This window comes from Bradyrhizobium sp. AUGA SZCCT0222 (assembly GCF_018130205.1).
In the GTDB taxonomy this organism is placed as follows: domain Bacteria; phylum Pseudomonadota; class Alphaproteobacteria; order Rhizobiales; family Xanthobacteraceae; genus Bradyrhizobium.
Genome location: NZ_JAFCLX010000011.1, coordinates 163124 through 184440 on the forward strand (window position 1 = coordinate 163124; position 21317 = coordinate 184440).

Annotated in this window: 20 protein-coding genes and 1 pseudogene; 4 read left to right on the forward strand and 17 right to left on the reverse strand. The window is 62.8% G+C overall.

Going from position 1 to position 21317, the window contains the following annotated elements; all coding sequences use genetic code 11:
* Positions 1–32: 32 nt before the first annotated feature.
* From radA to JQ629_RS12715, 9 genes are all read right to left on the reverse strand, one after another.
* Positions 33–1508: a DNA repair protein RadA gene (gene radA, locus JQ629_RS12675; RefSeq protein WP_212412951.1), complete on the reverse strand. Its 1476-nt coding sequence runs from the start codon at positions 1506–1508 to the stop codon at positions 33–35.
* Positions 1509–1592: 84 nt separating this feature from the next.
* On the reverse strand, positions 1593–2738 hold the full coding sequence (locus tag JQ629_RS12680) for a threonine synthase (protein ID WP_212412952.1): 1146 nt from the start codon (positions 2736–2738) through the stop codon (positions 1593–1595).
* A gap of 6 nt (positions 2739–2744) precedes the next feature.
* The gene (locus JQ629_RS12685; RefSeq protein WP_212412953.1) at positions 2745–3209 is read right to left on the reverse strand and encodes a hypothetical protein; all 465 of its coding nucleotides are present in this window, start codon (positions 3207–3209) and stop codon (positions 2745–2747) included.
* A gap of 67 nt (positions 3210–3276) precedes the next feature.
* The gene (locus JQ629_RS12690) at positions 3277–4680 is read right to left on the reverse strand and encodes an adenylate/guanylate cyclase domain-containing protein (protein ID WP_212412954.1); all 1404 of its coding nucleotides are present in this window, start codon (positions 4678–4680) and stop codon (positions 3277–3279) included.
* A 152-nt stretch (positions 4681–4832) separates the two neighbouring features.
* Positions 4833–5498, reverse strand: coding sequence for an HAD family hydrolase (locus tag JQ629_RS12695; protein WP_212412955.1), 666 nt, complete (start codon positions 5496–5498; stop codon positions 4833–4835).
* 137 nt (positions 5499–5635) lie between these two features.
* On the reverse strand, positions 5636–6067 hold the full coding sequence (locus JQ629_RS12700) for a hypothetical protein (RefSeq protein ID WP_212412956.1): 432 nt from the start codon (positions 6065–6067) through the stop codon (positions 5636–5638).
* Between the two features lie 73 nt (positions 6068–6140).
* Positions 6141–7025, reverse strand: coding sequence for a prohibitin family protein (locus tag JQ629_RS12705; RefSeq protein ID WP_192740676.1), 885 nt, complete (start codon positions 7023–7025; stop codon positions 6141–6143).
* Between the two features lie 179 nt (positions 7026–7204).
* Positions 7205–7351: a hypothetical protein gene (locus tag JQ629_RS12710; protein ID WP_212412957.1), complete on the reverse strand. Its 147-nt coding sequence runs from the start codon at positions 7349–7351 to the stop codon at positions 7205–7207.
* 739 nt (positions 7352–8090) lie between these two features.
* Positions 8091–8828, reverse strand: a complete 738-nt coding sequence (locus tag JQ629_RS12715) for a sulfite exporter TauE/SafE family protein (protein ID WP_212412958.1) — start codon at positions 8826–8828, stop codon at positions 8091–8093.
* Positions 8829–9052: 224 nt separating this feature from the next.
* On the opposite strand from JQ629_RS12715, the gene JQ629_RS12720 reads away from it, so the two are divergent.
* Positions 9053–9421 carry a GFA family protein gene (locus tag JQ629_RS12720; RefSeq protein ID WP_212412959.1) on the forward strand — a complete coding sequence of 123 codons (369 nt, stop codon included), beginning with the start codon at positions 9053–9055 and terminating at the stop codon, positions 9419–9421.
* A gap of 28 nt (positions 9422–9449) precedes the next feature.
* Here JQ629_RS12720 and JQ629_RS37720 read toward each other — a convergent pair.
* Positions 9450–10180, reverse strand: a pseudogene (locus JQ629_RS37720) (adenylate/guanylate cyclase domain-containing protein).
* A 156-nt stretch (positions 10181–10336) separates the two neighbouring features.
* Between JQ629_RS37720 and JQ629_RS12730 the strand changes: the two are divergent.
* Together JQ629_RS12730 and JQ629_RS12735 are read left to right on the forward strand one after the other, a co-directional pair.
* Positions 10337–10786 carry a cupin domain-containing protein gene (locus tag JQ629_RS12730; RefSeq protein WP_212412960.1) on the forward strand — a complete coding sequence of 150 codons (450 nt, stop codon included), beginning with the start codon at positions 10337–10339 and terminating at the stop codon, positions 10784–10786.
* A 223-nt stretch (positions 10787–11009) separates the two neighbouring features.
* Positions 11010–13274, forward strand: a complete 2265-nt coding sequence (locus JQ629_RS12735; protein WP_212412961.1) for a fused MFS/spermidine synthase — start codon at positions 11010–11012, stop codon at positions 13272–13274.
* A gap of 15 nt (positions 13275–13289) precedes the next feature.
* On the opposite strand, the gene JQ629_RS37725 is transcribed toward JQ629_RS12735, so the two are convergent.
* The 6 genes from JQ629_RS37725 to JQ629_RS37500 form a co-directional block, all read right to left on the reverse strand.
* On the reverse strand, positions 13290–14585 hold the full coding sequence (locus JQ629_RS37725) for a methyltransferase family protein (RefSeq protein ID WP_212412962.1): 1296 nt from the start codon (positions 14583–14585) through the stop codon (positions 13290–13292).
* Entirely contained in the window at positions 14578–14958 is a 381-nt protein-coding gene (locus JQ629_RS12745; protein WP_212412963.1) for a hypothetical protein, read from the reverse strand. Before JQ629_RS12745 ends, JQ629_RS37725 begins: the two co-directional genes overlap by 8 nt.
* Before the next feature lie 90 nt (positions 14959–15048).
* Positions 15049–15819: an exodeoxyribonuclease III gene (locus JQ629_RS12750; RefSeq protein ID WP_212412964.1), complete on the reverse strand. Its 771-nt coding sequence runs from the start codon at positions 15817–15819 to the stop codon at positions 15049–15051.
* A 15-nt stretch (positions 15820–15834) separates the two neighbouring features.
* Positions 15835–17130, reverse strand: coding sequence for an alanine racemase (gene alr / locus JQ629_RS12755; protein ID WP_212412965.1), 1296 nt, complete (start codon positions 17128–17130; stop codon positions 15835–15837).
* A 174-nt stretch (positions 17131–17304) separates the two neighbouring features.
* A complete protein-coding gene (locus JQ629_RS12760) occupies positions 17305–18807 on the reverse strand; it encodes a replicative DNA helicase (RefSeq protein WP_212412966.1) in 1503 nt (500 codons plus the stop codon).
* A 314-nt stretch (positions 18808–19121) separates the two neighbouring features.
* Positions 19122–19244 (reverse strand): hypothetical protein, encoded by a 123-nt coding sequence (locus tag JQ629_RS37500; RefSeq protein WP_283813416.1) that lies wholly within the window; start codon positions 19242–19244, stop codon positions 19122–19124.
* A 144-nt stretch (positions 19245–19388) separates the two neighbouring features.
* Here JQ629_RS37500 and JQ629_RS12765 point away from each other — a divergent pair, with 144 nt between their 5' ends.
* A complete protein-coding gene (locus tag JQ629_RS12765) occupies positions 19389–19595 on the forward strand; it encodes a transcriptional regulator (protein WP_212412967.1) in 207 nt (68 codons plus the stop codon).
* Positions 19596–19616: 21 nt separating this feature from the next.
* Here JQ629_RS12765 and JQ629_RS12770 read toward each other — a convergent pair whose 3' ends face one another.
* Complete coding sequence (locus tag JQ629_RS12770) at positions 19617–20867, reverse strand: cyclopropane fatty acid synthase (protein ID WP_212412968.1); 1251 nt, start codon at positions 20865–20867, stop codon at positions 19617–19619.
* Between the last annotated feature and the right edge of the window lie 450 nt (positions 20868–21317).

A 21317-nucleotide genomic window follows, 5' to 3' on the forward strand; every position in this document is an offset into this window, starting at 1 on the left:
ATAGCGGCGAGGGGGCGTAACGTCACGCCGCTTTAGCCGTTCTCGCGACGGAATCGCGCCGGTGTGGCATTTTTCTCCGCTGGGCCCTCGCGATTGGCCTCCCGGTTACCCTCTCGATTGGCTCTGGGCGTGCCGCGCGCGGCAATTTCGGCGACCAGGCTGGTCAATCCGCCGACGCTGTTCAGCACAAGGCCCGCGTCGCCACTGGCCTCGCCACGCGCCGATTCGGGCAGTATTGCGCGGCCAAAGCCGAGTTTTGCCGCCTCCTTCAGCCGCGCCGAGGTTTGCGCCACCGGCCGGACCGCGCCGGACAGCGAAATCTCTCCGAAATAGACCGCATCCGTCGGCAGCGGCGCGTTGACCAGCGACGACACCAGCGCGGCGGCGGCCGCGACGTCGGCCGCGGGCTCCTGGATCCGCAGGCCGCCGGCCACGTTCAGATAGACGTCGTAGCCGGACAGTTTGACCCCGCAATGGGCCTCCAGCACCGCCAGCACCATCGATAGCCGGCTTGGGTCCCAGCCGACCACGGCGCGCCGGGGCGTGCCGAGGGTGGTCGGCGCCACCAGCGCCTGCAATTCCACCAGCACCGGGCGGGTGCCCTCGATGCCGGCAAACACAGCGGTGCCGGGACTGCCGAGGTCACGCTCCGACAGGAACAATTCGGAGGGGTTCGAGACCTCACGCAGGCCGAGGCCCGTCATCTCGAACACGCCGATTTCATCGGTAGGGCCGAAACGGTTCTTCGCCGCGCGCAGGATGCGGAATTGCTGCGAGCCTTCGCCCTCGAACGACAGCACCGCATCGACCATGTGCTCGACCACGCGGGGGCCGGCGATCTGGCCGTCCTTTGTCACGTGCCCGACCAGGATGATCGTGGCGCCGGACTTCTTGGCAAACCGAATCAGCGCTTGCGCGGAAGCGCGGACCTGCGTGACCGTTCCGGGGGCTGATTCCACCGTATCGGTCCACATGGTCTGGATCGAATCGATCACGATCAGGCGCGGCACCGCGCCCTCGGACAGCGTCGAGACGATGTCTTCGACGGAGGTCTCGGCGGCGAGCTGCACCGGCGCGTCGGCGAGGCCGAGCCGCTCGGCGCGCAAGCGCACCTGGGCCACGGCTTCTTCGCCTGAAATGTAGACCGCACGGTGCCCCGCGCGCGCCATCATGCTGGTCGCCTGCGTCAACAGCGTCGATTTGCCGATGCCGGGATCGCCGCCGACCAGCAGCACCGAGCCGCGGACAAAGCCGCCGCCGGTAACGCGGTCGAGCTCCGCCATGCCGGAGGAGAGGCGGGGCGCGTCCTGGCTTTTGCCGGTCAACGATTCCAGCGCGAAAGTTCGTCCCCTGCGCTTGGAGCGGATCGAGACCGGCATCGACGTCGCGCCCGTCGTGTCCTCCTCGGACAGCGTATTCCACTCGCCGCAGGCCTCGCACTTGCCCTGCCAGCGATTAAACGCCGCGCCGCAGTTCTGGCAGACGAAGGAGAGCGTGGATTTGGCCATGAAGTCCCGGGGAGTGGCGCGTTCTTATTTTGTTCTATAGTGGTTCCAGAGCCAAGTCAAAGGCTGGGAGGTGCAAAGCCGGAATCAAAACATCTCGGCGATCGCAGACGCCGTCTTGATGCCGGTGCCTGAAATCAACAGCACCGTGTTTTCGCGCTCCTTGATGACGCCTCGCGCCGTAAGCCTTGCGAACGCCGCCGCGACGCTGGCCGATGTCGGCTCCACGAAAAGGCCGAGCCGCGCCAGCCGCTTCAGGGCGGTGACGATCTCGTCTTCGGATACGGCTACCGATTCCCCGCCGCTGTCTTTCAAGGCGTGGATCATTTCCTTGAGCCGCAGCGGATGCGCGATCGCGGTGCCTTCCGCGATCGTCGTGCGGACGGCGCGCTCGACCGGGGTGTCGACGCCGGCCTGGAAGCTCGCATCCAGCGGCGAGCAGTTGAGGGGTTGCGCGGCAAACAGCCTTGGAAGTTTGCGGATCTGGCCGGCGGCGAGCAATTCGGAGAAGCCGATGTGGCAGCCGAGCAGGTTGCTGCCCGCGCCGACCGGAATGATGATGTTGTCGGGCGCCGTGAAGTTGAAATCCTCCCAGATCTCATAGGCGACCGACTTGGTCCCCTGCAGGAAGAACGGCTGCCAGTTGTGGCTCGAGTAGAAGATCTCGCTGGACTGGCGGATCGCCTCGCGCTGGGATTCTTCGCGCGGGCCTTCGACCAGTTGCACCTCGGCGCCATAGGCGCGAACCTGCGCGACCTTGGCGGGCGACGTATAGGCGGGTGCCAGGATCTTCACCCGCATGCCGCCGGCCGCGCCATAGGCCGCAACCGACGCGCCGCCATTACCAGAACTGTCTTCGAGCACCGCATCGATGCCGAGCTGCCGCACATAGGACAGCATCACCGTGGTGCCGCGGTCCTTGAAGCTGCAGGTCGGGTTGAACCACTCCAATTTGAAAAACGGCCGGAAGTCGTCCCATTCCTTTTGCACCAGCGGCGTGCAGCCTTCCCCGAGCGAAATCGGTTTTGCAATTTCGACCGGCAGCGAGGCCCGATAGCGCCACAGCGACCGCGTGCCGCGATCGATGTCTTCGCGGCCGATGCCGGGCTGCGGGTTGATCAGCAGCGGCCTTTGCCCGTCGGCGCACCAGCGCGGCACATCCAGGGAAAAGCGCTCGCCGCTGCGCGGTTCGACGTAGAAGGAGTCGTTTGGATTTTGTTTGGGTTGGGGCATTGGGACCTATTTCAATCGCTGCTTCAGAATGTGAACGGCGGTCGAGGTGGCAGGCCAGAGCTGCAGCCTGTAGCGATCATCTCCGCTTAGCCCGTCTTCCGAAAGTGTATCAAGTGCCCCGTAGGAAACTCGGACCCGATAGGTACCTGGCGGAACCTCGACGCGCTTTGCGTCCGGCAAGTAGTCGGTGCAACCGGCGATTACGATCCGTCCAGACGCCACGTCCAAGCCGGCCTCAACCACATGATCCCATTCAGAGAAGTCATCCTCCGGCGCACGCTCGAGAATATCCACCGTGACCGGGACATCCATGTTTCGTACCGTGCCGATGCCAACCGTCCCCGCGGCCAGCGCCAGCATTCGGTCAGTTGTCTCTTCATTCCAGGCCTGGGAAAGGTCGCCTTTTGCTGCCTCATCCTGGATGTAGAATTGGAAGTAGTCGGCGAATAGAACAAGTTCGAATGACTTCATGAGATGCCTTGCCCGACGGTTGGGTCCAATGAGCGCGGCGTCATAGCATGAATTGGCCTGGCATGAATCAGGTCGCGTCGTAATCCCGCGTCCATATCCCGACCGGTTGCTCGAGACCGCGAATGGTTCGGGCCGGCTTTTTGACGAGGTGCAAAAAGTCGGCGTTTGAGCTGCCGGTTTCCGCGCGCGCCCGCTGCACGAGTTCGTCACTGGCGACCAGGGCGCAACCGTATTCGCGGGTCAGCGCCTCAAGGCGGCTGGCGGCGTTCACCGCCGTGCCGATGACAGCAAATTCAAGCCGGTTCAGGCCGATGTCGCCGAGCACGACCTGACCAAAATGCAATCCGATGCTGAGCTGGATCGGCGGCTCGTTGCGGGTTTTTCGTTCGCGGTTGAGTTCAGCGATCGACACGATCATGGCCTGCGCACATCGCAGCGCGTTGCCGGCGTCGGAATCGCTGGTGAAGGGGGTGCCGAACGTCGCCATCAATCCGTCACCGAGATATTTGTCCAGCGTGCCGGCGTGCCGGAATACTTCCCGTTCCATCCGCTCGTGGAACTGCCGCAGCGTCCCGATCACTTCCATCGGGCTGCGGCCGTCTGCATAGGCGGTGAAATCAACGATGTCGGCGAACAGTACCGCGACATTCTGCGTTCGCACCTGTTTGAGCGGATCGTCGTTTTTCGACAGCTGTTCGACGACATTGGGAGAGAAATAGCGCGCAAGGTTAGTGCGTTCGCGTTCGATGCCGGCGTGGCTGATCAAGAGGGCGTTCGAGCGTCGCGCCGCCAGCGCCAGCGTCATGGCGACGATCAGGAAGACGGTGATCTGCTGGAACCGCGCGCCAAAACCGATCGACGAGGGATCGATGATATCGAACAGCCTGACGTCGGAGCCGACAGCGGCCCGCACCCGTTCCGACAGCGCGGCGTGGGTTTGCGGCTGCAGGTAAACCCAGCCGACGCCGATCGCCCACAGCGCTGAAGTCCAGAACCCCATTGCCACAACGGTGCGCCATGAATAGGCGAGTGTCGCGGTGCCCAGGAAAACAAAGAAGTAAATGAAGCTGTCGAATCTGTACTGCATCGCAAGCGGCCAATCGACCGTGCTCCAGGGATTGGGCACGACGGTCAGGAAGGTCATCAGCAGCAGGTCGCAAAATATCAGAATAAGCTCCGGCCACGACCGCTCGGCCTTGCCGACCTTGAGCTGCGCCCAGCCGATCAGGGCAAACAGGCCGAGCATCAGGACGTAATAGAGAACTTCCCACTCCGGATTGATGATCGGCAGGGTTGCGGCCGTCACCGCCAGCGCAACCCAACGGGCCCGAACGGCGAGCAGCAAGCCCTCGCGCTTGCTGTCGGTAAGCGCGGCCTCCGCGAATTTCAGGGTATCTTGCCGGACGTCGGTTTTCCCTGTCACCCGGTTGCCGGTATCGGTGATAGCAGCCACATCAGCTATTGCGCTCAAGACATCGCCCTCAAGGCCGAATTGATCGGATCATGCACTATGCCACGGTACCGGGCATTGTTGGCGTCAGCATGATGTCATCCGGCGGCGTTTTTCAAATGCGGGTCGCGATGCCCCGGCTTGCGCCTTCGCTGACGGCGTTTGCGGGCGGCCTAGCTCTTGAAAAACTGCAGGGCGACGTGCTCGACGTCCGACCACGAATGCGCCAGGTGGACGGCGCCGGCATCGCGCAGCCTGAGATCATGGCCATCGCGAATATGACTTGCCGCGCACAGCCCGACGACGGTCATGCCAGCGGCAACCGCCGCCCTGATCCCGCTTGCACTGTCTTCGATCACAAGACAGTTCTCCGGGCCTACGCCCAATTTGCCTGCAGCGAACAGAAAGATGTCCGGATGCGGCTTTCCTCGCGCGACCATATCGGCACTGAAAACATGACTGCCGAATTCCGCTTCCAGCGCCAATACCGAAAGGCACAGCTGCAGCCGATCCATCGAACTGGACGAGGCGATGCACCGGGGCAGGTGGGAAAAACGCCTGATGAAATCCGAAGCTCCACTCACTTCCTTCAAATCAGTCCGGAACCGCTCGAAGGTGGCAAGCTTGAGCTGGTTGGAGAAATCCGCAGGTAGCGGTTTTCCGATTGCCGCTTCGATCTCAGCCACGGCTTCATCCCATCTCCGGCCGGAATAGCGCGCAAGCGCCTGGTCGAGCGTTGTTGAATGACCGAGGCCGGTGACCGTTTCCGCCAGAACGGTATTGGCGATCGCCTCGCTGTCAGCGATGACGCCGTCGAAGTCGAAGATCAATGCGCCCACGATTATCAATTCCAGGAAGGGATCGAGGTTCGCACGTTAGATGCGGTCCCACATGAAATGGACCGACGTAACCTGAAGCAGTCGAACACTTTCTGTTGCGGTGTGTATCACCGGGGGCTCGGGCAGAGGGTCTGTGGCTAGCGCTTGGCGGTACCACTTCCGGCCTTGCAGCGCAGATACGGCTTGCCGTCGATCTTGATGGTGCCGTTCGGGCCGGGCGCGAGCTTGACGGTGGCTTTGCGTGGTTCGACGCCCCTGTTGAAATAATCCCAGAATTCAAAACATGTGACCGAGAGATTGATGCCGTCTCCGGCCACGGTCTTGCGGTCGATCCGGCAATGATTTTCATATTGGTCGACCATCGGCGCCGGCTTGCCGCCGGTCGGCTTGCTCATGTCGATGAGCGTTTTGCTGTCGGGGCCTTCCTTGTTGCGGCAGTCCTTCGCGGTCCTGGCCCAGAGCCCGTCAAAACTCTCCGCGGCTTGCGACGCCGGCGTCGCGGCTTGCGACGCAGGCGTGACGAGGGCGAAAGCGAGCGCGATGCCCGCCATGGTGATGACATTCCGCATGGGACCTGTTCCTGAGACGATGATGCCTGAGATCGCGATCCCAGGCATCGCCGCTTCCGGATGGTTTCGAAGATTATTTGACCGAGACGAACGGCACCGCGGAGCCGGGCACCATGGTGGTCGGCAGCACGCCGTTCCAGCGCTCGGCCTGCACCAGGGTGACGAGGTTCGGGTTGGTGCCGAGCGCCTTGGCGCGGGCTTCGATCGCGGCGGCTTCGGCTTCACCGGTCAGCTTGATGTTGGTGGCGCGGGCTTCACCGTTCAGCCGCAGCGCGTCGGCGGAGGCCTGCGCTTCGGCGCGGACGGCGTTGGCCTTGGCGTTGGCTTGCGTGACCGTGATCTGCGCCTGAACCTTCTCGCGCTCGGCGTTCTGCTGCAGCTTCTGCACCTCGACTTCGGCCAGCATGCGCTGCTCGATCGAATGCAGATAGGTCGAGCTGAACTCGATGTTCTCGAGCTGCACGCTCTCGACGATGATCATCGGGTCATCCTTGAGCGAAGCGGTAATGGCGTCCCTGATCGCGTTGTTGAGGGCGCCGCGCTCCTGAATGGCTTTTACCGCGGTATAGCGGCCGAATACGATCTTGACCTGCTGGTTGACGGCGGGGCTGACCACCTGATTGACCGCCGCCTGCAGCCGGCCGAATTTGGCATAGAGATCCGTTACTTTTTCCGGCGATGCCCGCAAGGTGACGCTGATCTTGAGATCGGCGGGCTGCTGGTCGTAGGAATAGGAATTCATCTTGTCCCAGGAGAAGGTCGTGGTCTTGACGCTTACCTTCTCGACGCTGTCGATCAGCGGGATCTTGAAACCGAGGCCCGGCTGTGCGGTGCCGATGACCGCGCCATAGCGCAGCAGCACGCCGCGCTCGGTCTGATCGACGGTGTACCAGCTTCCGGCTGCGATCAAGCCGACGACGATGACGGCAGCAACGGCGCCGATAATGCCCCTGTACATTTCTAAATCTCCTGTGGCTGAAAACGAGTGTTCATGCCACGCAACGTCTAAGGCCTCATCCGGAATTGGATGTGATTCACGTCACTTCGTCTCTCCTGACGCAGGGTTGGTTCAGATCGGAAAGGAGGATTTGGCAGGCGAGGGCCGACCACAGGCGGGCCAGCCCGGCCGCCGACAACTCAGCCCTGATATTCGAGCACGTGCAGGCCCGCGTTCCAGTCGCTCGGATCGACCAGCCTCGTCGGCGTCGGCGGCACAAGCAATTGGTTGGCTCCGATCGCGAATGACCCGGAGCCGCATGGCTCCAAGTCCGTTGATTGAACCATGCGATCCTGCGTCTCGGGCGCAGCCGGCGGGCGGTATGGACTAGCGACGTCCTGCTCGCTTGAGTTCGGCGACCTGACGCTTCTCGCCGGCCAGCTTCCCCCCGGCGAGCAGGCTGCTGCAAATCCACCTGGCTTCTCTTTCTACGCTCCCCAAAAACATTTTGGTGTCCTTGCACTCCGCGTAGGTTTTGTACGTGAGTGTGTCTGTGCACGTTACCGAGTACATTGAAAATATCCCCGCCGAATAGCTGCATCCAATCCAGGGGGCGTTGCCGGTTTTGAAGCTTGTTTCGCAACCACCGTTGCAACTGCTGCTGGCTTTCTCAAGCTCGGCAATCCTCCCTAATACTGAATCCGGCGCAGCTGATGGCGTGCGAACGGTTGACGATGTCCGGCGAGACGCACCTGTGTTGGCCACCTGCCTCGGCACCTGCGTCGGCCTTGGCCTTGCCACCTGCTTCGGCGCTTCGACCGTGATGGTAGGAAGCGGGGTGGCGGTTGCGGTTTGCGACATTGCCGTACCGCTCGGGCCGCACAACAATGCCGTTGACAGGATAACGACAGCTGAGGGCGCGACAAAGCCTGACGTCAGTCTCATGACATGTCCTTCCAAATCCGGGACGGAAATCATCCCGATAAGTGTAGGCTACCATACATTTCGAATTGTGCTACCGAGGGTTGAAAACATATCTGCTGATGACTCGCCATCGACATGGCCAGGAGAACGCTGATCGCTCACTTAAAGCCGTTGGCTATTCCACAACGCATTCCAGAACATGGAAAGCCCGGCAACCAGCATGATGCCGTCCATCAGCAGGCGAAACATCTGGGGCTGCAGGTGCAGCACGAAGCGCTTGGCAATGAAGGCGCCAAACATCAGCGAGGAGCCTGCAACCAGGCCTTTCAGCGCCACATCCGATGTCAGCGCGCCGAAGCGTTCGAAGGTAACCGATTTGCTGAGATAGAGCCCGAGCGAGCTTGCGGCTTCGGTGGCGAGGAACGCGCCCTTGTTCAGCCCGTAAAACAGAAACAACGGCACGCTGAGCGGGCCGGTCGACACCACGATGCCGGTGAGATAGCCGATAACAGCGCCACCGACCGCCAGATGCCAGAGCCGCGCTTTAAGCTGGTGTCGGTCAAGCCAGTGCCGCACCGGCACCATCGCGATCAGAAACAGCCCGATCGCAATATCGACGGCGTGCGACGGCAAGGCCAGCAGCGTCCGGGCGCCGAGCGCCGCAGCCGGAATTCCGGTGACCGAGTAGGCGAGGCAGGCACGCCAGTCGACCTCACGCCACCAGGCCAGGATACGCGACAGGTTCGCCATCACGGCCGCCACCGCCATGATCGGCACGGCTTCCTTCGGCCCGTATTGATAGATCAGCACCGGCATCAGCATGATCGATGAGCCGGTGCCGACGATGCCGCTGATGGTGCCGGCGAGAAGCCCGACCGTGAGGACGAAGAGGAAACCCAAGACTTGCTCCCAAGACTTACTCCGAAGACTTACTCCGAAAACTTGCTCCGCGACTCGATCCGGCGGGACTGGAAAGCTAGCAACTTTCGCGACGCAGCGGCAACGCAACCCCATCACGTTTGGCGGCGTTATGGAGACACGACGTTCTTGCTGCTGACAGCATGCTGGCAGCAGGCACCGTTTATGAACCTCGCCGTGTCGGATCATTCGGAAGGGAACAGATCGTGCCAATCAAGGGAAGCTGCCATTGCGGCCAGACGCAATTCGAGGTGAACGAGATGCCGGCCGACGTGACCCGCTGCACCTGTTCGCTATGTTCGAAGCGCGGCGCGCTATGGGCCTATTACACGCCCGCGCAATTTCGTCTGACCTCGCCGCCGGAAAATGTCGCCACTTATTTGTGGGGCAGCCGCACCATCAAACATCATTTCTGCGCCAGTTGCGGCTGCGGGACCTATGGGGAATCGCCCGATTGGTCGACCGGCAAGCCGGACTTCGAAAATCCCAAGGTCGGCGTCAATGCACGGCTGTTCGACGATGTCGATCTCGACGCCGTGCCGGTGACGGTCATCGACGGCAAGAACCTCTGGTGAGCAAGGATCGCTGGAAAGCGAGGCAGGGCTATGCCGCGTAAAGCTCGATCGGGGCATCGAATCCCTTGAGTTGAAAGGTCTTGGAGTGACTGTCCTGCAAATCCGGTCGGGCGCGCTGATAGACCTCCTGCGTCACGAGAATCTGGTCGGCTTCGGCGACCGACTGCGCGCGGGAAGCGGTGTTGACGACGGTCCCGATGGCGGTGAGGTCGCGGTGTGTGACCGGCCGAACTCGCCAAAACTGAGTTCGCCCGCGTGAATGCCGATGCCGATCCCGAGTTCGCCGGCGTTCAGGCCGAGGGCCACTGCAAGGCTGTCGCGCCGCTCGCGCCAGTTCCTCTGGATATCGCGTGCCGCGAGCAGGGCATTGCGGACATGGTCATCGCGCCGCAACGGAAAATTGAAGACGGCCATGACGGCATCGCCAATCGTCTTGTTGAGGAGCCCCTCATGCGCCCAGATCGCGCCCGCACACTCATCATAGAACGCGTCGAGCAGGCCCGAGACGGCCTCCGCCGACTTCGATTGGGACAGGCTGGTATAGCCGCGCAGATCGGCAAACATCACGGTCGCGTCGATGGTGATCTTGCGGGCTCGCATCACCTTCGTGAACATCAGCTCGCAGATGGTGCAGGTGTTGGGGTTCATTCGGCTGGGGCGAACGCCAAACGCCCGGAACGGCACCGAGATGACCCCGCGGAGCGGCACGGGCATGTGCATCTGCTCCCAGCAGCCCTTGCAGAAACGCGAATGTTGCAGCGCCGCCATTGTTCACCATGCGTCGCGGGAGGGGCAGGCTTGTCGAGCCTACAATTGCGGGCGGGCGCCAGCAAGGCAGCATGCGGGTTCCCCCGACTGGCGGTCGCGGGCAAAGCTGCTAGGATCGCCTCAAATCCAAAAAAACGGAGGATCGCCATGGACGCCGTGACGCCGAAACACCCAGAGACCGTAGACACGCATTCGCATCTCGTTCGACCGGCCGACATGGAGTGGCAGAAGACCCGTTTCCCCGGTTGCGAAGCCAAGACGCTGCTGTTCGATCGCAAGACCGGCCTGATGACCGCGCTGATGCGGTTTCAACCCGGCGCGGTGCTGCCCGACCACGAGCATGTCAACATCGAGCAGACCTACGTGCTCGAGGGCAGCCTGGTCGACAAGGAAGGTCCGGCGCAGGGCATCGAATGCAAGGCCGGCGAATACATCTGGCGCGAGCAGGGCAGCCGTCACGTCGCCTGGTGCCCCGAGGGCGGGCTGATGCTCGCGATCTTCCAGGTCCCGAACAAGTTCTTCGAGGCCGACGGCCGCGTCGTCGATGCTGCGGGCGAGGACTGGGACCAGATCTGGGGCCATACTAAGAAGGGCTGATCCGCGGGGCATTTGGCTTGCCGAGCCGTAGCTCGCGGGCCGAGCAGCCCGCCTGCGGCTTCGGCGCGGCAGCCTTACACGCGCTTCGCGAGCGAAGGCTGGAACCGGGCAAGGCGGCCTTTACCATGGCGCAGGTTAGCGGTTCCCGGCAGCCGGATTAAGACTTTGCTCAGGACTGATTGGCTACCGTGCAACCCTAAATTGCCGGTGTGCCAGGGGGACTATGTCGCTTTTTAATGCTTCCGATCGGATTTCGCCCGACTGCGATCGGCAGGCGATGGTGGTCCGGCTGACGCCGCTGCTGTATGTCGCGACGCTGTTCGTCTCGGCGCTGCTATTGTTCTCGATCCAGCCGATGTTCGCCAAGATGGTGTTGCCGAAGCTCGGCGGCGCTCCCGCGGTGTGGTCGGTGGCGATGGTGTTTTTCCAGACCGTGCTGCTCAGCGGCTATGCCTACGCGCATCTGCTGAACCGTGTGCTTCCGCCGCGTTGGGCTGCAATGTTCCACCTTGCGCTGCTCGGCGCAACCGCGACGATGCTGCCGATCGCGATCGCACCTGGATGGGGTGTTCCGCCATCGGATGGGACGGCGCTCTGGCTGTTCGGCCTGTTCGCGGTCTCGATCGGCCTGCCATTCTTCACGCTGTCGGCCAGCGCGCCGCTGCTGCAAAGCTGGTTCGCAGGCAGCGGGCACAGCCGGGCCGGCAATCCCTACGTTCTCTACGCCGCGTCCAACCTTGGTTCGTTCGCGGCGCTGTTCGCCTATCCCGTCGTCATCGAACCGTTTCTCACGCTGAAGACGCAGGCAGCGGCGTGGTCGATAGGCTTTGCGCTGCTCGCCATGCTCCTGAGCCTGGTCGCGGTGTTGACGTCGCGCGCGAAGCCTGTCGCCGCAAAGGTCGAGGTTTCTGACGATGCGCGCGCGAGTACCGGCGAACGGATGCGGTGGATCGCTCTCGCCGCCGTGCCATCGGGGCTCGTCATCGCGGTCACTGCATATCTGACGACCGATATCGCCGCCGCACCATTCCTGTGGGTAGTGCCGCTTGCGATTTATCTGCTGACTTTCGTCGCCGTGTTCCGCGAGCGGCCATGGATCGCCCACGCCAATGTGGTGCGCTTCGTTCCGTTCGCGGTGGCGCCGCTCGCGGTCAGCCTGATCGGCGGTGAGAAGGTGTTCTGGCTGACGACCATCGCCCTCAACCTCGTCGTCTTCGCGCTGCTGACGCTGATGTGCCACGGCGAACTTTACGCGCGGCGGCCGAGCCCGCGGCGGTTGACGGAGTTCTATCTCTGCACGTCGCTTGGCGGGGTGATCGGCGGCGCCTTTGCGGGGCTGGTCGCGCCACAGATCTTCAATGGCAATTACGAATATCCGATCCTGATCGCGCTCGCGCTGTTGTGCGCGCCTGGCATTTTTACCGGAGGCGTCCGCAAGGCGCTGACCGGAGCGTTGCCATGGCTTGCGATCAGCGCAGCGCTGGCGCTGGTCTGGTACGTCACGCGCTATCAGCCGCCGGCGACATTGGAACTGGCTTTCCAGGTGCTGCTGGCGCTGCTGGCAGCGGCGATGCTGTTTCAGCGGCAACGGCCGATGCGCTTCGTCGGGCTCGTGATCCTGAGTTTTGCGGTGACCGCCCTGTGGCGGCCCGGCATTGCGCCGATCGAAACCGCGCGCAGTTTCTTCGGCGTCCATAAGGTCGCAGAGATCAACGGCGGCAGTGCCCGTTTGCTCTACCACGGCACCACCATTCATGGCGCGCAGCGGTTGCGCAACGATGATGGCACCCCGGTCACCGGACCGCTCTTGCCGCAGACCTATTACTATCCGGGTGGTCCGTACGCGGAAGCCATTGGCGCCGCCCGTGCCGCGCGGGGCGGCCTCGGCCATGTGGCCGTCGTGGGCCTCGGTACCGGCACGCTGGCCTGTCATCGCAAGGGTAGGGAGCGCTGGACCTTCTTCGAGATCGACCCCGAAGTGATCCGGATCGCGCGCGATCCGCGTCGCTTCGAGTTCCTGTCGAAATGCGCCCCCGATGCGCCTATTGTCGCCGGCGACGCGCGCCTGACGCTGGAGGCATCAACCGACCGCTATGATCTGATCGTGCTCGACGCGTTCTCGTCGGATGCGATTCCGGTGCATCTGCTGACGCGCGAAGCGGTTGCGGGTTATCTTTCAAAGCTCACGCCGCATGGTGTGATCGTGGTGCATATCTCCAACCGGTACTTCGATCTCGCGCCTGTTGTGGGTAACGTCGCGCAATCGCTTGGGCTTGTCGCCTACCTGCGGGAAGATACCAGCGCCGGCGATCTGCTGACCACGATGAAAGCCAATGCACGCCTCGTAGTCCTGGCGCGCGACGCGGCCGCCACCGGCAGCGTTGCCGCAAGCTGGACGCCGTTGCAGCCGGACCGGTCGAGCGCGCTGTGGACCGACGATTACTCCAATATTCTTGGCGTCATGCTGCACAAGAAATTCGGCGGGTAACGCCGCACGTAGCCGTCACGACCGGGACCAGAGCGCGAGCCGCGTGTTCAGGCGTCGCAATGGCACGAGGAAGGTGACGAGTTCGACGAAATGATTGGCGCCCGGCAGGCGAAACATCCAGCCGATGAAGGCCGGGATGCCGCCGAGATGCTCGAGTGCGCGCCCGAACGCGGCGATGCCGACGGCATCGAGATCGGGATCGCTGCTGACATAAACGATGCGCTGGCGCTCGAGGCTTGGACGCGCGGGTGCTACCTCGATGGTCAGTCCGTCGGCGGCGCGCCGCATCAGCCAGGCCCACGCCCTGGCGTCGCGACCGGAGTCAGGAAAATGCAGCGTCGCGGTGCGCGCGATATAGGGACGGCGCCGAAAGCGCCAGTCGCGGACCTCGGCACGATAACGCTCCCAGTCTTCCGGCATGGCGAGTGCGATGTGGGCGCGGTTGTACCAGGCGGCGAAAATGCCGTCGAACACCAGAAACATGATCGGCAGCGACCAGGCCGCGCCTGAAGCCACCAGGATCGCGAGCGCCGCCATCACCAATGCCGATGTCAGCTGCATCGGATTGGCAATCGATGCGTAGGGGCCACTGGTCACAACGCGTTTCGGCGGATCGTAGGGGATCGGCGTTCCCCGGCCGACCAATGCGAATTCGTGCGCGGCGGCCCAGCCGATCAGCAGCGAGGGCAGTCCGATCAGGAGCGCGACGATCCATCGCCACGGCGTGGCTTGCGCAAGCGCGTCGATGTAGTCGCGTCCCTCCCATGCCAGCACACACGCCGGGAGCACGAGCAGCATGTAGCCGCCCCAACCGAGCGCATGGAAACAGGTCCGCAACACGGGAAAGCGGTCGGCTTCCGTCAAGCGGGCAAGCATCAGCGCCGGAAGCAGCGCGAAGATGACCGCGACGATTTCGCCAATCAGCCAGTTGTCGCCGAGCACCACCAGAGGCTTGAGAAGCGGCATGGATATGATGTCGGCGGCGACCAGACCGGCGATCACGAGTGGCATCGGCAATTTGCGTGAGGCGAGCACCGCGATCGGTCCCCACCAGATCGCCCATCCGATCCAGAGATCGACCGGCAGACCGAGGACGGATGCGGCATCAGGTTGAAACCGCCACCAGCCCGCTTGCTGGGCGAACCAATTGAGCAACAGGAGCGCCGGCAATTGCCAGAGGCCGCCCAGCATCGCCGCGGTCGCCTGCCGCGGCGAGCATCGGACCAACACCAGCATCAGCATGGCCGCGAGGGTCGGCCCGATGAGGAGGGCGGTCCTCGCCAGCGCGACGAATCCGGAGCTGTCAGCCACGGCGGCGTTCCCCGTAGAGCCAGCCGATCGCGACCGATGAGGCCAGCAAGGCCGGTACGGCGAGGATCATCGGCGCGAGCCACGGGCCCGACAAGGTGCCGATGGCGCAGCCGGCCACCGTCAATCGCTTGGCCAGCCGCGAGATCAGGGCGGGAGGGTCAGGCGCGAAGGCCAATGTAATGCCGAGCAGCGCCGGAAAGAGGATCGTCAGCGCCATCCGCTCAAGCGGCCAGACATGCTGATAGATCAGCAGTGAAGTGCCGGCACAGGCCACGACCACGAATGAGAGGCCCTGCGCCCAGCGGTCGCGCCACTGCGGCCGCAGCTGCGTCGATCCATAGGGATAATCCGGACCGGCCTGGGCAGGCGGCATGGCAACGACCTCCGGCGAGAGACTAGCCGCAAAGCCCTAATGAAGTTTAGGAAACTTGGCTTCAAATGGAAGCAATGCGGCGTTGGCCGTCTACTTCAACACGATCCACGCCGGCGCATGATCGCTGGCGCCGTCTTCGCCGCGGATCTTGCGGTCGACGCCGGCTTTCAACAAGCGCGGCGCCAGCACGGGGCTCAGCAGCAGATGATCGAGCCGCAGCCCGGCGTCGCGCGGCCAGCGGTTGCGCTTGTAGTCCCAGAACGTGAACATCGGCTTTGACGGATGCAGGGTGCGGATGGCGTCGGTCCAGCCTTGCGCCGTCAGCGTCTTGAACGCGGCGCGGCTTTTCGGCTGGATCAGCGCGTCCTTGTCCCAGGATTTCGTCGGATAGATATCCAGTTCGGCCGGCGCGACATTGTAGTCGCCGGCCAGCACCACGGGGATATCCTGCTTGATGAATTTGGCGGCATGCGCGCGCAGCCGTTTGAACCAGTCGAGCTTGTAGTCGAATTTCGGCCCGGGCTGCGGATTGCCGTTCGGCAGATAGAGACTGGTGACGATGATGCCGTTGACGGCGGCTTCGATGTAGCGCGCCTCGTTATCTCCGGCGTTGCCGGGCAGGGCGGAGCGCGTCAGCACCGGCTCGGCGTTGCGCGCCAGGATGGCGACGCCGTTCCAGGTCTTCTGGCCGCGCCACACCGCGCCGTAGCCGGCCTTCTCGATTGCAGCAGCCGGAAAATCGGCGTCGGTCGATTTCAACTCCTGCAACGCCACGACATCGGGTCTTGCCGAACGCAGCCAGCGCAGCAAATTGGGCAGGCGGCGATTGACATTGTTGATGTTGAAGGTGGCGATCTTCATGCCTGACTGGAATTGTCAGGTCGGCAGTGGAGGCGGGGCCTGAGCTGGCGCGGCGGCCGGTTCAGCGGTCGCGGGCACTGGTTCGATTGCCGGTGGCGTTGACGCCGTTACCGACGGCGGCTCGGCCTTTGCGTCGCCGCCCTTGTAAATCCGCGCGTAGCGCTTGCCGAGGCTGGTCAGCACTTCATAGCCGATGGTGCCGAAATGATGGGCGAGTTCATCGACCGTGATGCCTTCGCCGATCAGCGTCACCATGTGACCACGCCGCACGGCGTTCTTTTCCAGATCGGTGATATCGACCGCCATCAGGTCCATCGAGACGCGACCCGCGATCGGGCAGCGCTTGCCGGCGACCACCACCTCGGCGCCCCGGCTGCCGTCATTCGAACTGGCTGCGCGGAAATATCCGTCGGCATAGCCTGCGGAAACGATCGCGACCCGCGTCGGCCGCCGCGCGGTCCAGGTGCCGCCATAACCGACGGTTTCGCCCTTTTCCAGATTGCGGATCTGCACGATGCGCGCCTTCAATTCGACGACCGGCTGCATCGGATTGTCGGCTTCCGGTGTCGGGTTGATGCCGTAGACGGCGGCGCCCGGCCGCACCAGTTCGAACTGGAACTGCGGCCCCAGGAAAACGCCGGACGAATTCGCCAGCGACGCCGGCACGCCCGCGAACAGGCTCGCGATTTCGCGGAAGGTCGTGAGCTGCTTGGCGTTGAGCGGGTTGTTGAGGAGTTCGGCGGAGGCGAGGTGGCTCATCACAAGCGTGATGCCGTGATCGCCGGCATTGATGCGCGGAATGATACCTTGCGCCTCGGTCACGGTCAGGCCGAGCCGGTTCATGCCGGTGTCGATGTGAACGGCCGCCCCTCCGGACCAGCCGGAGCGGCGGCAGAACACGTCCCATTCGGCGAGTTCGTTGAGATCGCCGATCACGGGCTTGCAATCGAGCTTGGCGTAGGCGTCGCCGGTGTTCTGGAAGAAGCCGTCGAGCGTATAAATCGTGACGGTGGGCAGAGCCTCACGGACCACGCGGGCTTCCTCGAGCGTCGCAACGAAGAACGTCTTGCAGCCGGCGTTGGCCAGCGCGCGCGCGACCTGTTCAGCGCCGCAGCCATAGGCGTCCGCTTTCACCACGCCGGCGCATTCGGCCGGCACGGCGGTCTTTTCGAGCTTGCGCCAGTTGGCGACGATGGCGTCGAGATCGACGGTCAGCACGCCGGTGACGCTCGCCAGCGCGGCGGCCTGGTTCGCCTCGGGCGAGAGCAGGGTGCTGGTCGGGATGGATTTGGGGTCGGATGCGATGTTCATGCCGCATTTTACGCGGGCGAACGCCATGGTTCAACCGCGCAGAAGGCAGGACTGGGGCACGATCAGTCCTGATTGATCAGAACCGATCGCGCTCCAGATTATCGTTTTGACGTGTTTTCTTCACGCGAACCTAGCACCACCCGGATCAAGTCCGACGCTTCGCTGGAGACCGCGCTAGGGCGCGCGGTAGGGTAGATTATCCCCTTCGGTGAAATCGCTAAACCGCGTGAACTGCCCCTCGAATTGCAGTTGGACCGTACCCGTCGGTCCGTGGCGCTGCTTGGCGATGATGACCTCGGCCTTGCCGTGAGCGAGCTCCATGTCGAGCTTCCATTTCTCGTGCTCGGGCGTACCGATTTTGGGTTCCTTGTTCTGCAAATAGTATTCCTCGCGGTACACGAACAGCACCACGTCGGCGTCCTGTTCGATCGAGCCGGATTCGCGCAAGTCAGCCAATTGCGGGTGCTTGTCGTCGCGGCTTTCGACCTGTCGCGACAACTGCGAGAGCGCGACCACGGGAATATTGAGTTCCTTGGCGAGCGCTTTCAGGCTGGTGGTGATTTCGGTGACTTCCTGCACGCGATTGTCGTTGCCGCGCTTGCCGGAGCCCTGCAGCAGCTGGATGTAGTCGACCACGATGATGTCGAGGCCCTTCTGCCGCTTCAGCCGCCGCGCGCGCGCCGTCAATTGCGAGATCGAAAGGCCGCCCGTTTCGTCGACGAACAGCGGCAAGTGCTCGAGCTTGATGGTGTAGTCGCGGATCCTGTCGAATTCGTCCTGTTTGATCCCGCCGCGGCGGATCATGCTGGACGCAATGCCGGTTTGCTCGGCCAGAATACGCGTGGCGAGCTGCTCGGCGGACATTTCGCAGGAGAAGAAGCCGACAACGCCGCCATTGACCGACTTCATGGTGCCGTCGGCTTGAACTTCCGCCTGGTGCGCTTCGGCGATGTTATAGGCGATATTGGTGGCAAGCGCGGTCTTGCCCATGCCGGGACGTCCGGCCACGATGATCAAGTCCGAACGCTGCAGGCCGCCCATCTTGGAGTCGAGATCGCGCAGGCCAGTTGAAATGCCGGACAATTTTCCGTCGCGCTGATAGGCGTTGGCCGCCATATCGAGCGCGGTCTTCATCGCCTGTGCGAAACGCTGGAAGCCGCCGTCGTAACGGCCGGACTCCGCCAACTCGTAGAGCTGGCGTTCGGCGTCCTCGATCTGCGCGCGCGGGGCAAAATCCACCGGCGCGTCGAATGCGACGTTGACCATGTCCTCGCCGATCCGGATCAGATCGCGGCGCAACGCCATGTCATAGATCGTCCGGCCGTAATCCTGCGCGTTGATGATGGTGGTGGCCTCAGCCGCGACACGGGCGAGGTACTGGCCAACCGTCATGCCGCCAATATCGGTCTCGGCGGGCAGGAAGGTTTTCAAGGTGACCGGCGTTGCGACCTTGCCCATTCGGATCAGGCTGCCGGCGGTCTCGTAGATCGCCTGATGGATCGGTTCGAAGAAGTGTTTTGGCTCGAGGAAGTCCGAAACCCGGTAGAACGCGTCGTTATTGACCAGGATCGCGCCAAGCAGACTCTGTTCGGCTTCGATATTGTGCGGCGCACTCCGATAGGCCGGAGTTCCCGCGTCGGGGGCAAGCTTCAGAATGTTCGAATCAGTCAGCGCCATGCTCGGAATTGTTCTTCGGATTTGGGTCGGTATTTGGGATGCCGGATTGGGGCGGCGATAAAGCGCTCCCCTCGTGCCGAGCGGAAGTACCTACATGCCTTATGCCCGATTCACACAAGCGAGATGTGAATCCCCGTCGGTCGTTGCGGCATTGCACTTGACGGGTTTTGGTCAAAACCGCGCGGCGGCCGGGCGGTGCCACCGAATTCACGAAAATGTTGGGAAAGCTGTTAGGGCCAACTGAACTTTATCGCCAGTTGGACAGACCTATCCAAGGCTGCGGAGGTCATCCGGGCCGCGATGTTAGCGATTGATCAAGCCAGGATGAGAAAGATCAACGCGATCAGGGCCGAGCCGATGCCGGTCGCAATCAAGGCGTAATCGACGATGAGATCGGCGCGAGGGACGAGCGAGGTCGAGTAGGTTTTCTGGGCCATTCAGTAGTTTTACGGCAATCAGCCGGCGAACTCTGTGAACCAGATCACATCCGAGAGGCTTTCTGGCCGGCATCCTGGTCGAGGAGTTCGGGAACGGGTTTTAGGCTTTCGGGTTGGTTAAGAGCAGGGATCAAGGACAAGACGATGGGTCAACAGCTCGGTACATGGCGATCAGGAGGCGACCAGCGCGCTTGGTTGTCGATGCTGATCGACACCATGGAACTCGTCTCGCGCCCGGAATCGCGTGCCGTGCCCTGCGATATCAAGGTATTGGATGCTCTGCGCGCGCAACTCGCTCGCCCGGCTACTGCCGGAATAGCCTACGGCTCGGACTACAGCTTCCGAAACTAAGACATTCAGCTCAAAATCGGTCTACTCGCCCGCGATTTGCAGCCGCGGCTGCTTTCCGGTTTCGATCCTGCGCAGCCGCGCCTCTTCACGCGCGATGTAGTCGCGCGTCATCGGCACCACGCCTTGGCGCTTGGTGAGCTGGATCTGGAAATTCATCAGGTTCTGCTTCCGGAACGACATTTCCGACCCGGCCAGATAGAATTCCCACATCCGGGCGAAGCGTTCGTCGTAAAGGCGCACGGCCTCTTCGCGCCGCGCCATGAAGCGCTCGCGCCAGGCTTTCAGCGTCTCTGCATAATGCAGCCGCAGAATCTCGGTGTCGCAGACCAGAAGCCCGGCGCTCTCGATCGCCGGCGTCACTTCGGACATCGCGGGGATGTAGCCGCCCGGGAAAATATACTTCGTGGTCCAGGGGCTGGTCACGTCGGGGCCGGTGGAGCGGCCGATCGAGTGCAGCACCATGATCCCGTCGTCGCTGAGTAATTCGGCGCATCGCTTGAAGAAGGTTTCATAAAACCCGACACCGACATGCTCGAACATCCCGACCGACACGATCCGGTCGAACGGACCCGGAATGTCGCGGTAGTCGCTGAGCAGGAATTTCGCCTGACGGCCCAGTCTTTTCTCCCCGGCGCGGGCGTTAGCGACCTGCAATTGCTCGGTCGAGAGCGTAATGCCGGTAACATCGGCGCCGGTCATCTCGGCCAGATAGAGCCCAAGGCCGCCCCAGCCCGAGCCGATGTCGAGCACGCGGTCGCCGCGCCCGATTCTGAGCTTGGCGGCGAGGTGGCGCTTCTTGGCCAACTGGGCATCATCGAGCGTGGCATCCGGCGTCTCGAAATAGGCGCAGCTATATTGCTTGTCGGCGTCGAGGAAGAGCGAATAGAGCCGCCCGTCGAGATCATAATGATGTGCGACATTGTTTCGTGACCGGCCGCGCCAGTTGAACTGACTGAAGTGCCGGGCGAGATAGCGCATCCACCATTGCAGCCGAGCCCATTGCGGCACCATGGCCGGCTGATCGAGCAGGATCGCCAGCGCGTCTGCGATCGAGCCATTTTCGACCACGAACGTGCCGTCCATATAGGATTCGCCCAGCGCCAGTTCGGGATTGAGGAGGATCCGCCACTCGGTGCGCGGGCTCAGGAACCGGGCCGATACCGGCCGCCCGGTGCCGTCGCCGCAGGTAAATGTGCTCCCGCTCGCGGCCGTGAATGTCATCGTGCCGCGGCGGATGAACTGCCCCAGGAAATAACGCAACAAACGATCCATCAAAGCACCAATGGAACGACCGGCCCGTTACAACCGACGCACGGCGGGAACGAAGGTTCCCATGTGCGTCAGCCAGATCATAATCGTGATCAGCCCGAGGGGCTAGGGCATTGTAGTCAAAGCGGATATTCCCAAATGTGGAGATCACGCAGTTGCGTCTCAAGTGAGCTTCCATTCGTAGGATAATCGGCTACAAGGTGGTCCGCCGCCGGCCGTGTTGTGCGACGCCGGAAGCGATTCCAATTGGAGAAGCAGGGAATGTTGAGCCGAGCGCTCAGTCTGGCGACGGTGATGCTTCTGGTTGGCTGTCTCACGGCCCGGGCTGAAAACCTGGAGGCCGGCAAGACCCCTTCCCAGATCTTCTCGGGTACCTGCAACGCCTGCCACAAGAGCCCTCGCGGCCTTTTGAAGAGCGTGTCGCCGTCGTCGCTGCCCGGCTTCCTGCGCCAG